The following is a 12,700-nucleotide window of genomic DNA, read 5'->3' as shown; positions in this document are numbered from 1 at the left end:
TGCAATTTACTTATTTTTTCTTTTTTTCTTCAATTCCACAAGTTTTTTAACAGCATCCATATTTACATCTTCCTCAAATTCAATATATCCATTATCATGAGCTCTGTCGATGAATCCTTTTCCCCATTTATTTCTTACCAAAACTGTTGAGTATCCCTCAGGAGTTCCCACATTTCCCACCGATATATCGGATGTAATACCTGTGAAATCCCCACATACTTTGCATCCATCTCTTATAGCATGCTCCACATCTTTTAATTTAAACTCAACAGAATCTCCATTCATAAGTTTAATTACCAACTTACCTTTTTCTATATCCATCTTTTGAACTTCCCATGGATTTATATTGTTTTCTTCCAATATTGTCATCATCTTATCATAATCGTAGGTTTCAAAACAGAAAAGACCTATTTTTAACCTTATAGCATCTTTGAATGGCTTTAAAAGGTCATTATCTGATGCCATTATTTGATAAACTGCATTCATTACACATGGAGTTCCAACAACTGCTATTCTCTTTAATTTTTTAACCATTACTGCCTCTTTTAGTACTTTGAGTATTGGAACATTCCAGTTATATCTGCTTCCTGATGATTTAAGAACTTCCTCTTTTGATGTGGCCAAATAAGATTTTGGTTCCATTGTCCATTTATCTTCCATCATTACAATAGCTCCATCAATAAGATCTTCATCAAAGGCATTTGCTAAAATTGCAGTTACTACACCGCCACTTTGGGAATTTTTTATTTCAATTTTTGACTTTGCCTTTAATATTTTCAACGTTCTACCAATTCCCTTTTCAATTGGAGGAACAATAGTTTTCTCTGTTCTCGGGCAGGCATCATAACAGGCACCGCACGGAACATCGTAAAGGGTGACTTTGCAGAATTCAGCAGAAACAGGATGTTCTATTTCTTCCACAGGTGCTATAATACAGGCACATTCATCACATACAAATTTTACAGGGCTATCCTCTTTAAAGTATATATTATCCACAGGACAAACTGCAACACAGGCACCGCATCCAGAACATATATTCTTATCCCATACTTCCTCTTTTAAATTTAAGTATGATTTCATGATTCCACCGTTTTTTATTTCTTATTTCATATTTCTTACATTCTTATCATTATTCTTTTTCTTTCGCCTATTTATTTTTTTATTTTTTTCTATTTTCTCCATGTCTCTCTTTTTTATCTCAAATCAGGAGTGTATAATTTTCCAAACGGTCTTTTTGATATTGGAGCTATTTTAGTATATTCTGAATTTATCAATTTATTTTTTAATTCATCACTTAAACCAAATTCTTTGCAGAATTCCTCAATATATGGAGTAATTCTTTTCCTGTCCTCTTCTGTAAATTCCTTAATATCTGCAGCCACTCCAAGCTGTGATTCATCGATTTTTCCTCTAATATATATGCTTCCGCCATGAATACCTGTTCCAATCATTTTTCCTTTAATTTTACCTAAATCATTTCCTTTATTGTCAATATTTAATACAACTATGATTCCTCCTGCCATATACTCTCCTAAAAAGTCCTTAGCAGTTCTTCCAACAACCAATACAGGGAATTTATCCTTATATTCTTTCATGTGAATACCGCTTCTATACCCCACATTACCTCTTACAAATATTTTTCCTCCTCTCATTGAATGTCCTGTTACATCTCCTCCGCTTCCATGAATAATAATTTTACCATCATCCATGGTGTTTCCAGGTGCATGGTCTGTATTGCCATGAACTATAATTGTAGGACCATTCATGAACATTCCAAGGTCTCCACCAGGAACCCCATATATTTCAATAATTAAACCTTTTTTCTGAATTCCATTTCCTATAAATCTTTGACCTAAGACATTTTTTAAAATGATTTTTTTTACATTCGGGTTTTCATTTAGTATTTTGTGGATTTTTTCGTTTAATTCCCTATATTCAAGGTCTTTTGCATCCAATATCACTTCCATATTTTCTTTGACCTTTTCCATTTTTTCACCTTTATAACTCTAAACTAATAATGATAAATGGTCTTACAATCCTGCATGCTTAATTCCCAGTGCTTTTAACTCCACTTCGTTTAATCCTACACCTCTTAATCTATCTCTGTTTCCCCTCAAACTTTCAATAGAGTTAATTCCTGCTGCACCAAGCAATTCCTTAATTTCAAGAGTCCATGCTTTTATAAGGTTTGCAACCCTTTTAGAAGCTTCTTCAACATCCAATCTATTCACGAGTTCAGGTTTTTGGGTTGCTATACCCCAAGCACACTGTCCTGTGTAGCATCTTCCACATACCCTACATCCCATTGCTATCATTGCTGCTGTTCCAATATAGACGGCATCTGCACCAAGTGCTATTGATTTAAATACATCGGCGGAGTTTCTAATTCCTCCACTTGCTATAATACTTATTTCGTTTCTTACGCCTTCATCCCTCAATCTTTTATCAACTGCTGCAATAGCCATTTCAATAGGTATTCCAACATTGTCCCTAAATACCTTAGGAGCAGCTCCGGTTCCTCCTTTAAATCCATCGATTACAACTGCATCAGCATCGGATGTTGCTATACCATTTGCAATAGCTGCAACATTATGAACAGCAGCAATCTTAACAAATATTGGAACTTTCCATCTTGTAGCTTCTTTTAAACTTCTTACAAGCTGTGCTAAATCTTCAATAGAGTAAATATCGTGGTGCGGAGCTGGGGAAATAGCATCACTACCCTCTGGAATCATCCTTGTCATTGAAACCTCAGCGGATACTTTTTCTCCTGGAAGGTGTCCTCCAATTCCAGGTTTTGCTCCCTGGCCAATTTTTATCTCAATAGCTGCCCCTTTTGAAAGATAATCTTCATTAACTCCAAATCTACCACTTGCTATCTGTGTAATAATATGGTCTGCATAAGGATAAAGAGCTTTATGCAGTCCTCCTTCTCCTGTTCCCATAAATGTTCCACATTCTTTAACAGCCTTAGCCATGGCTTTATGGGCATTTAATGATAGAGCTCCATAAGACATATGGGCTATCATTATTGGTGTTTCCAACTTTAAGTTTGGAGCAATTTTGGTTTTTAATTTTGCCTTTTTAATTCTCTTGCCATCAATTTCTTCTTCAACAAAATCGAATTCTAATTTTTTAGGTTTTTTGCCTATATATGTTCTTAACTCCATAGGTTCTCTCAATGGGTCTATGGATGGATTTGTAACCTGACAAGCGTCTAAAACGATTTTATCGTAGTAAATAGGATATTCTTTTGCATTTCCCATACCACTTAACAATATACAACCTGTTCTGGATTGGTTTATTATATCTTCCCTTGCTTCTTTTGTCCATAATGGATGCTCTCTCCAACATATCGGGTTTTCATGAATTGTTATTGCATCCCTTGGACACATTGAAACACATCTTTGACATGCACCGCATCTATTTGAGTATGTTATAATTTTATTCCCCTCTCTTCTATAAACTCCCCATGAACATTCTTTTACACATCTCTCACACAACATACATCTATCGGGATTAACTTCAACTCTGTATTTTGGTGGAACTGTTGAAGGTATCATGATTTCACTCCTTTTTTTATTTTTATTCGTTATCGTATCAGAGCTCACACATGAGCGTAGAATATAAAACTCTAAGAGTTTTGTAAATCGTCTAATTAACCATTTAAAAAATAATTTAATTTTTAATTTAATTAATTTTATTTATTATTTTTAATATTTTTATTTTTCAATCCTTGCTATCACAGGCATTCCTGCGTCAGGCATCCACACCTTATCTAATTCAGGACATATTTTTCTTATAGCAGCCTCTTCACTGGATACAAATGCTAAATCATCTTTTTCAGCAGCAACAAGTGGTCTAAGTTTTATTCTATCTGTTAAACCTACCATGGCACTTTCCTTTTCAATATCTCCGTTCATAAACATCATTCCTTCATGGGTGCCAACAATTATTGCAAAAGGACCGTTTAATGTTGCACCGCCGTATGTCATCCTAATTGCCTCATGGATTTTTCTTTCCTCTTCTGGCATGTTGTCTATTTCCTTCCAGAATTTTGGAGATATGGCATTCAATGCATACTCAACAGGTAGTTTGTGTTTTCTTATCAATAAATCAAATATATATGCTACAACCTCTGTATCCGTTAGCATTCTGCATTTGTATCCGAAACTTTCAACATATCTTTTGTTTGTTCCGTAGCTTGTAATTTCTCCGTTATGGACTACTGACCAATTCAATAGGTTGAATGGGTGAGCTCCTCCCCACCACCCTCTTGTATTTGTGGGGTATCTCGCATGTGATAACCACATATATCCTTTATACTCATTTAGCTTGTAAAATTTCGCTACTTCCATTGGCCATCCTGATGCCTTAAATACCCCTAAGTTCTTACCACTTGAAAATACAAATGCCCCGTCTATTTTATCGTTAATTTCCATAACAATTTTTACCATGGTATCTTCTTCAATATCCCTGTATTTTTCATCAAAATCATAGAAGAATCTCCATGGTATATGCTCTTTTTCTAAGATTCCTTCTTTTGTTGGAATCTCCTCGTCTTTAAGGACATACCCATATTTTTCCAGTGTGTTTTTTACTTTTTCTCTTATTTCGTCGTAATTTGGTACATTATCCAAAAAAACATGTATGGCATAACTGTCTTTGAACTTTGGATATATACCATATCCTACATAACCTGAACCCTGTCCATTTCCTCTTTCTTTTAGGCTGTCCAGTGCTATGGCTATCCTATCTCCACTTATCAATCTTTTTTTTCTGCTCATAAAACCAATAATTCCGCACATGGTAATCCTCCATTTGAGTTATAAATATAAAAAAGTCATTTTATGTAGTTTATGTAGTTTATTAAATAATGTATTGAAAAATTTTAAAAATTTGAATAGATATATGGTCATCATTTTTATATATTTTACCATTTTATTAATGCATATTCTAATTTATCAGTATCAGTATGTTATAATATGTGAGAAATTATTCTTCCAATTCAACAGTTCCTACTCTAAATAATGCCTTTATTGGAATGCCATCTACTTCTTTTATTCCGCTTTTATCTATTATTACAACAGCTTTTTTTGGATTTCCAACATTTTTTAAATATTTTATAGTTTCTTTCATAGTATTTCCCGATGTCATCACATCATCCACAATTACAACATTTTTACCTTCGATGCTTGGATAGTTATGCCCTATAAATCCTGTGCTATTATTTTTACTATGAAGATGTTTTTTAGGGATATATATTGAGAAATTTTTATCCATCTCCTCAGATATCAATGTTGCCAATGGGACCCCTCCTGTGGAGATGCCCACAATAGCATCAAATTCCACATCCTTCAACATATCGCACATTATTAAAGCTATGTTTTTTAATCGCTTTGACGAAATCTTAACATTGTCCCATTCTACGAATATATCTATGTTTTTACCTTTTTCTTCAATCTGCTTTTCTGGTTTTTTTAAAAGTTTTTCACCATTTAACACTAAATAAAGTGCAGTATCCACGGATATATTCAATTCTTCTGCAATATCTGCGGTTGTAAAACCTACATCCCTTAATTTAAGTGCCTTTAGTATAAAATCTTTTTTCATGATATCACCATAATCTTTTTAGCCCATATACATTATATTTCATTATTTATTTAATTTTGTATTATTTTATTATATTATTATATTCATAATATTTAATGATTAAATTTTTTGATATCTACCGAAACTTTTATATATACTATTCACTATTATTCAAAACGTTCAAAAAATTTTGAACAAAATGAAAATATAAAATATATAATACCACATAGAAAACGGTGAGCCCATGGATGAATTAAAAAAAACAGTAATAGAATTATTTTCAGAGATTGCAAAAATTCACGGTCTTAGTAAGTCTGTTGGAGAAATTTATGCAGTAGTTTATTTGGCAGACAAACCCCTGTGCATAGATGACATAATGAATGAATTGGGAATAAGCAAGGGGAATGTTAGTATGAATTTAAACAAGCTTAAAAAATTGGGATTTATAAAAAAGGTATGGATTAAAGGAGAAAGAAAAAACTATTATGAATCAGTGGACGGCTTTTCTTCCTTCAAAGACATAGCAAAGAAGAAATATGATGTTATATCAAAAACCTGCGATAAATTGATAGAATTAAAAGAAAAATCTGATGAAGATGAAAAGGAGCTCATATCCAAAAAACTCAGTCATATTGAAAAAATGAGAGATTTGTCAAAAAAAGTATTGGATGTGCTTGAAAGTATAGATAAAAATGATAAATATTAGTTTTTTGGTGGTAAAATGCTTGAAAAAATTTTAAAAAAGACTGCCAATTTTTCAGAAAAAAAACCGTTTGTAATGGTAGCTATTGTTTTAATAATTACGATATTTGCGGGATTGGCAGCAACAAATATAAAAACTCAAACGGCATTTGAAAAAATGCTTCCACAAGACAGCCCAGTTATAAAAACATTATATGAAGTTAGGGACAATTTTGGAGGAACTGATGTAATTACAATTTGTATAAAATTAAAACCCTCAGATAGTCCAGATAAAGTGGAAGATATACGGGACCCCCGAGTTCTGAGTTATGTAAAATTTTTAGAAGAAAATTTAAATGGAATCGATGGGATTACGAAAATAAGTTCACCTGTGGACATAATATTTCAAAAAAATAATGGAAAAGTTCCTAATGATATAGATACTGTAAAGGAAATATACAATTCTCTCAATGACGAAGAAAAAAGTGAAGTTTTCAATCCAGAATATACTATGTTAATAATAAATGCATATACCGATGCAGGAGGAGACCAAAACAAACTTCTTAGAGTAATGGATGATGTACATGAAAGAATTAAAGATTCACCAACGCCCCCAGGAGTAGAGGTGGTATGCACGGGAACCCCCCCAATGCGTGAACTATTGTATAAACTTATGACGGAAAGTCAGTCCTTTACGACAATAATTGGTGGAATTGGAGTATTACTTATACTGTTTCTATATTTTAGAAAACCACTATCTACTATCATGCCACTTATCCCTGTGTTGATTGCAGTGATATGGACTGGTGGAGCTATGGGGATAATAGGAATCCCTTTGGATATGGCAACAGCAGGTATAGGTTCTTTACTTCTTGGTATGGGTATAGATTATGGAATTCACCTTATGCATAGGTACAATGAAGAAAGGAAAAACAATGTACCCATTGATAAAGCCATAGAAACAGCAGTTGTGAGCACAGGAACCGCAGTATTTGCCACAACAGCTACAACAGTGGTTGGTTTTCTTGCACTTGTGTTTGCCCCACTTCCTATGATGGCTAACTTGGGAAAGGTATGTGCATTGGGTATATTTTTCTGTATGATTTCTGTAATTGCACTACTTCCAGCAATGCTTATAATTGAAGAACGGTATATTATTCCATTTTTTAAAAAAACTAAATAATTCACTATAAAAAGGTGGAAATATGGATTTATCAAAAATAAAAGTAAAAATAAATATAAAAAAATTAAACATTAAAAAATATATTGCCATAACAGTATTTTCATCAATACTGATATCCTCAGTAATATCAGGTGTTTATGCATTGCAGGTTGATAATCCCCAGTATAAACCATTAAATATTCATCCAGGGGATGATGTGGATTTATGGTTTAAAATAACAAACAACAATTATAACAATAATGTAAAGAACATAAGAATAACAATTACGCCACATTATCCATTTGAAATAAAGCAGGTGAATTCCATAAAGGGAACCTATACAATATCTCATCTAAATCCTGGTGAAAGTGATACGGCATATTTTAAACTTCATGTAAATGAAAATGCACCATCAAGAGATTATAGAATCGATGTAAAAGTATCATACGATGAAGTTGAAAATGAAAATGGAGAGGATATAACTAGGCACTATGAATGGACAAAGCCATACTATTTACATGTATATGGAATAGCAAATTTTGAGATAAATGCAGAAAATATTACACTAACTCCTGCAAAGACAAAAATTATTCCTATTACACTATATAACAAAGGAACGGGAACTGCAAAGCAATGCACTCTTACGATAGGTGGAAATAATTGTATATCACCAATAGATACTACAAAATTCTATGTTGGGAGCATTGAAGCAAATGAAGGAAAAATTATAAATTTAAAATTATATGCAAATGAAAAAACACCCGAAGGAGCATATTTAATTCCTGCAACAGTATCATGGATAGATGAGGATGGAACACCAAAAACTGAAAATATAAACATTGGTCTCTTAGTTCAAGGGGATGTTTTATTGGGAATATCCAATGTAATTACAACTCCAAAAGAAATTAAACCAGGAGACACCTATGTAAGAATAGATACAACCATTACAAACAACGGACACGGTGAGGCAAAGGATATAAATGTCCATCTTAAAACCGAATATCCATTTAAAGACAGTTGGAGTAATGCAAACTATAAAGATATTGGAACACTATCAGGTAGTGAAAGTAAAGAGGTAAGTTTTACTATCGATGTGGATAAAAACGCACCACCTAAGCATTACAAGATTCCAATAGAAATAGAATATTTGGACATATTCAATAAAAAGCACAACATTACAAAAACAATCGATATATATATCAAACCTAAACCAATATTGGAAATTATCCCAAAAGAATATGATTTAAAAGCAGGAACTGAAAACACCCTATTAATTCATGTTAAAAACGCAGGAAATGAAAAAGCAGAATATGTAAAAATTACTGCAATTAAAAACTCAGCTCAACCATTTGACTACCCGACAAAAAGCGATACCGTAGGGACTTTAAAACCCGGGGAAAATGGAACCGGGGCTATTGTTATCGATGTGGATAAAAACGCAGTTGCTAAGGATTATATCATTACAGTTGAGATAAGGGCAGTTGGTGATAAAGATGAGGGGGACGATAATGTATATATCACCCAAAAATCCATAAAAGTTAAGGTTGAAAATAACTCCACAAGTTATTTGCCTTTTGGAATTGGATTGATGATTATTCTTGTGATTGTTGGATTATACTACTATAAGAGAAAAAATAAGGATGAATGATAAGAAGAATAAATAATAAATAAAAGTAATAAAATTAAAAAACTTTATTTTTCCCATTATTTTTTTATAAAAACATAACTTTTTTAAACTTCTTTTAATTATTTTTATTAGATTTTTATAAATTTATTCATTATTCATTTTATTAACATGGTGAAAGGATGAATCCCTACGATATAATGAAAGCTTCACAAATAGCTTGCTGTTTGGAAGTTAGCAGTTTTAAACCCGGAAATGTTCATAGAAACAGAGAATACGACGATATAAAATACCACCATTTTCTGAGCTCCGGCATAGCATTTGGAAATGTAGTTTATGAGGCATGTCAGGATAACAAAGATATTGGAAAATACATAAAATTGGCAGTAATTGAGTCAAAAAAATGGTCTCCAACTAATGCAAACTTAGGAATAATAATGTTGCATATACCTATTGCCATGAGCTCAGGGAAAATTGATGAATTTGATGAAAATACATTAAAAAAAGAAATAATATCCACAACAAAAAATACCACAGTAAATGATGCAGTGAATGTTTATGAGGCTATTGAAATAGCAATACCCAATATAAACCCACCAAAAGAAGGTCCCGACGCTCAGAAAAATGATGCAAAACAGGAACTCATAGAAAAAAATTTAACATTGTATGATGTTTTTAAAATATCTTCCACATGGGACAGCATTTCAAAGGAATGGGCAGAAGGATTTAATATATCATTTAAAGGATACAATCTATTAAATGAATATTATAACGAATACAACAACATAAATTTGGCAACAACAAAAACATTTTTAAGCATTTTATCCGAGCATCCAGATACTTTAATAGCCAGAAAAAAAGATTTGGATACCTCAAAAATGGTTTCAGAAATGGCAAAAAACATACTTGATGAAGGATTTAAAAAGGAAGATATTGAAGAGTTTGATAAATTCCTATCAAAAGAAGGAAACAAATTAAATCCAGGGACTACGGCGGATTTAGTGGCGTCTTCATTGATGATATTTTTATTGGATAGGATAGATAAAAATGATACTATATTGTGGTAAAAATAAATAATTAGTAAATTATATATGCAATCTATTTTAACTATTTTTAATTTAAAATTTTATAACGGTGATTAAATGAGCGAAGATAAGTATGAAAAAGTAATGGATTTAGCTAAAAGAAGAGGTTATCTATGGAGCTCCTTTGAAATATATGGTGGTATAGCAGGTTTTGTAGATTATGCACCACTTGGAACGATATTAAAAAACAATATAATTGACACATGGAGAAAGCACTATATCATAAACGAAGAATTTTACGAGATAGATAGCCCAACTATTACACCATACGAGGTTTTAAAAGCATCTGGACATGTTGATAACTTCACAGACCCGATGGTAGAATGTAAGGAATGTTTGGAATCATTCAGGGCAGACCACATTATTGAGGAAAATATTAACATAAACACCGAGGGAAAAACACTTGAAGAATTAAATGAGCTCATAAAAAAACACAATATAAGATGTCCAAAATGTGGTGGCGAATTTGGAGATGTTAAAAAATACAACTTAATGTTTTTGACTTCAATAGGTCCGGGAGGAAAGAGAACAGGATACATGAGACCAGAGACTGCTCAGGGAATATTCATCCAGTTTAAAAGATTGGCAAGTTTTTTCAGAAACAAACTTCCTTTTGGAGTGGCACAAATTGGTAAATCATACAGAAACGAAATTTCTCCAAGGCAGGGTGTTATTAGATTAAGGGAATTTACACAGGCTGAGGCAGAATTTTTCGTTCATCCTAAAATAAAGAACCATAAGAGATTTAAGGATGTGGAAAATGACATAATACCACTTCTTCCAGCAGATAGGCAAATGGATGAAACACTGAGCTCGGAGGAAAAAGTAGTAAATATGTCATTAAAAGATGCCGTGGAAAAAGGAATAATAAGGCATGAAACCATAGCATACTTTGTAGCAATTACAAAGAGATTTTTAATGGACATAGGTATCGATATAAACAGATTGAGATTCAGACAACACCTTCCAGATGAAATGGCACACTATGCAATTGACTGCTGGGATGCAGAAATATATACCGATAGATTTGGATGGATTGAGTGTGTAGGTATTGCAGATAGAACAGATTATGACTTAAAGGCACACATGAACCACAGTGGTGTGGATTTAAGTGTTTTCGTAGAATACGATAAACCAAAAGAAATTGAAACCTACGATATTGAATTAAACTATAAGGTCGTTGGAAAGGTATTCAAAAAAGATATGAAGCTCGTTGAAAATACCTTAAATAACATGGACAATAGCGAAATAGAAAAATTGGTAAAAGAGCTCAATGAAAATGGAAAATATATATTAACAATCGAAGATAAGGAGTTTGAGATACTAAACGACTATTTAAAAATAAATAAAACTAAAAAGAAAATCTCCGGAGAAAAAGTATTGCCTCATGTAATTGAACCATCCTATGGTATCGACAGAATTACCTACTGTCTTTTAGAGCATGCCTACAATGAGGAAGAGGATAGGACATATTTAAAGTTAAAACCAGAAGTAGCTCCTGTAAAAGTTGGAGTATTCCCATTGGTTAATAAACAGGGTATGCCAGAAATCGCCATGGAAATAAAGGATAACCTAAGAAAAAATGGGATAATTGCTGAATATGATGACAGCGGAGCAATTGGAAGAAGATATATGAGAATGGATGAAGTTGGAACTCCATTCTGCATTACTGTTGATGGTCAGACATTGGAGGATGGAACTATTACAATAAGACATAGAGATACAAGAGAACAGATAAGAATTAAAATTGATGAAGTTGTAGATTATATCAAAAGAAACATCTAAAATTAAAATACATCCGATATAAAAGTATTTTAAATAAGACTTTAAGTTAAATAACCTACCACCCACTTACATAAAATTTAATTTATTTTATAATCTTCTAAATTTTTTAATGCTGAATGGACGATACTGCTAGGTTCATCATTTAATTTCATGCTATATCTTGTAGATTTTGCCAAAACTTCTAGGTGCATCTGCCTCAAGACCTCGTTAATATCATGCCTATTTATTGAATATTCTAATGCTCCAAAGGCATTTAGTATATTTTCTCTGATGATATACTCAGGCATCTCTAATTTAGAGTTAAATTTGCACGCTTTAATAATTCCTGCGGCTATGGTGATGGCAAAATAATGTGTTATAATTGCAGTGGGTGACGATATATTAGATGATGCCATGCTACCTATATTTTCAGGCAAATTATTCTTAATCTGTTCTAAAAATTTTTCATATGGGGGGCATTTATTGGAATTCCCCCATATTCTTCAATTACATTCTTAAACGCCTTAATAGTATCCAATATAGCCTCGTTAAATACTCCCTCAGGAAGTTTAAATCTTTCATTTAATTTACATGCATCAATAATTCCTGCAACCATGATAGCAACAAAAGGACTGTTTATATCTGCAACAGAGGATGAAACATCAGCAGGAACCACATAAGCTTTTTTATTGGCACTTTCCGCCAGTTCAACACATTTTTTTATCTGCTCATCAGTGGCATAATTTGTTCCATCTGTTGAAGTTCCGCTTATCACATAATGGCTATGCTGTG

At 32.6% G+C, this 12,700-nt stretch carries 11 protein-coding genes and 1 pseudogene; 5 read left to right on the top strand and 7 right to left on the bottom strand.

Features of this window, described 5'->3' with window-relative positions:
• Nucleotides 1–6: 6 nt before the first annotated feature.
• From F7B34_RS02250 to F7B34_RS02230, 5 genes are all read right to left on the bottom strand, one after another.
• A complete protein-coding gene (locus F7B34_RS02250; RefSeq protein ID WP_292460027.1) occupies nt 7–1,080 on the bottom strand; it encodes a Coenzyme F420 hydrogenase/dehydrogenase, beta subunit C-terminal domain in 1,074 nt (357 codons plus the stop codon).
• Nucleotides 1,081–1,193: 113 nt separating this feature from the next.
• Nucleotides 1,194–1,967, bottom strand: a complete 774-nt coding sequence (locus F7B34_RS02245; protein WP_292460066.1) for a hypothetical protein — start codon at nt 1,965–1,967, stop codon at nt 1,194–1,196.
• Nucleotides 1,968–2,030: 63 nt separating this feature from the next.
• Nucleotides 2,031–3,563 (bottom strand): glutamate synthase-related protein, encoded by a 1,533-nt coding sequence (locus F7B34_RS02240; RefSeq protein WP_292460025.1) that lies wholly within the window; start codon nt 3,561–3,563, stop codon nt 2,031–2,033.
• Between the two features lie 159 nt (nt 3,564–3,722).
• On the bottom strand, nt 3,723–4,808 hold the full coding sequence (locus F7B34_RS02235; RefSeq protein ID WP_292460023.1) for a glutamine amidotransferase family protein: 1,086 nt from the start codon (nt 4,806–4,808) through the stop codon (nt 3,723–3,725).
• Between the two features lie 187 nt (nt 4,809–4,995).
• The gene (locus F7B34_RS02230) at nt 4,996–5,613 is read right to left on the bottom strand and encodes an orotate phosphoribosyltransferase-like protein (RefSeq protein ID WP_292460022.1); all 618 of its coding nucleotides are present in this window, start codon (nt 5,611–5,613) and stop codon (nt 4,996–4,998) included.
• A 223-nt stretch (nt 5,614–5,836) separates the two neighbouring features.
• Between F7B34_RS02230 and F7B34_RS02225 the strand changes: the two genes are divergently transcribed.
• The 5 genes from F7B34_RS02225 (at nt 5,837) to glyS (ending at nt 11,929) form a co-directional block, all read left to right on the top strand.
• Entirely contained in the window at nt 5,837–6,298 is a 462-nt protein-coding gene (locus F7B34_RS02225; protein WP_292460020.1) for a GbsR/MarR family transcriptional regulator, read from the top strand.
• Between the two features lie 15 nt (nt 6,299–6,313).
• On the top strand, nt 6,314–7,456 hold the full coding sequence (locus F7B34_RS02220; RefSeq protein ID WP_292460018.1) for an RND family transporter: 1,143 nt from the start codon (nt 6,314–6,316) through the stop codon (nt 7,454–7,456).
• A 22-nt stretch (nt 7,457–7,478) separates the two neighbouring features.
• The gene (locus F7B34_RS02215; RefSeq protein ID WP_292460016.1) at nt 7,479–9,083 is read left to right on the top strand and encodes a COG1361 S-layer family protein; all 1,605 of its coding nucleotides are present in this window, start codon (nt 7,479–7,481) and stop codon (nt 9,081–9,083) included.
• A 158-nt stretch (nt 9,084–9,241) separates the two neighbouring features.
• Nucleotides 9,242–10,126: a triphosphoribosyl-dephospho-CoA synthase gene (locus tag F7B34_RS02210; protein ID WP_292460014.1), complete on the top strand. Its 885-nt coding sequence runs from the start codon at nt 9,242–9,244 to the stop codon at nt 10,124–10,126.
• A 75-nt stretch (nt 10,127–10,201) separates the two neighbouring features.
• On the top strand, nt 10,202–11,929 hold the full coding sequence (glyS, locus tag F7B34_RS02205) for a glycine--tRNA ligase (RefSeq protein WP_292460012.1): 1,728 nt from the start codon (nt 10,202–10,204) through the stop codon (nt 11,927–11,929).
• Between the two features lie 77 nt (nt 11,930–12,006).
• On the opposite strand, the gene F7B34_RS02200 is transcribed toward glyS, so the two are convergent.
• The gene (locus F7B34_RS02200) at nt 12,007–12,324 is read right to left on the bottom strand and encodes a hypothetical protein (RefSeq protein ID WP_292460010.1); all 318 of its coding nucleotides are present in this window, start codon (nt 12,322–12,324) and stop codon (nt 12,007–12,009) included.
• A 38-nt stretch (nt 12,325–12,362) separates the two neighbouring features.
• Nucleotides 12,363–12,700: pseudogene (locus F7B34_RS02195) on the bottom strand (hypothetical protein); the annotation flags it as partial.

This window comes from Methanothermococcus sp., from assembly GCF_015523155.1.
Classification (GTDB): Archaea; AGJL01; Methanococci; order Methanococcales; family Methanococcaceae; genus Methanofervidicoccus.
The sequence above is the reverse complement of the archived record's forward strand: the minus strand, read 5'-3'. Positions and strand labels throughout refer to the sequence as shown.

Excerpts from the sequence above, each read along its gene's own strand:
- F7B34_RS02250 (WP_292460027.1), bottom strand. The coding sequence starts at position 1,080 with ATGAAATCATACTTAAATTTAAAAGAGGAAGTATGGGATAAGAATATA.
- F7B34_RS02245 (WP_292460066.1), bottom strand. The coding sequence starts at position 1,967 with ATGGAAGTGATATTGGATGCAAAAGACCTTGAATATAGGGAATTAAAC.
- F7B34_RS02240 (WP_292460025.1), bottom strand. The coding sequence starts at position 3,563 with ATGATACCTTCAACAGTTCCACCAAAATACAGAGTTGAAGTTAATCCC.
- F7B34_RS02235 (WP_292460023.1), bottom strand. The coding sequence starts at position 4,808 with ATGTGCGGAATTATTGGTTTTATGAGCAGAAAAAAAAGATTGATAAGT.
- F7B34_RS02230 (WP_292460022.1), bottom strand. The coding sequence starts at position 5,613 with ATGAAAAAAGATTTTATACTAAAGGCACTTAAATTAAGGGATGTAGGT.
- F7B34_RS02225 (WP_292460020.1), top strand. The coding sequence starts at position 5,837 with ATGGATGAATTAAAAAAAACAGTAATAGAATTATTTTCAGAGATTGCA.
- F7B34_RS02220 (WP_292460018.1), top strand. The coding sequence starts at position 6,314 with ATGCTTGAAAAAATTTTAAAAAAGACTGCCAATTTTTCAGAAAAAAAA.
- F7B34_RS02215 (WP_292460016.1), top strand. The coding sequence starts at position 7,479 with ATGGATTTATCAAAAATAAAAGTAAAAATAAATATAAAAAAATTAAAC.
- F7B34_RS02210 (WP_292460014.1), top strand. The coding sequence starts at position 9,242 with ATGAATCCCTACGATATAATGAAAGCTTCACAAATAGCTTGCTGTTTG.
- glyS (WP_292460012.1), top strand. The coding sequence starts at position 10,202 with ATGAGCGAAGATAAGTATGAAAAAGTAATGGATTTAGCTAAAAGAAGA.
- F7B34_RS02200 (WP_292460010.1), bottom strand. The coding sequence starts at position 12,324 with ATGGCATCATCTAATATATCGTCACCCACTGCAATTATAACACATTAT.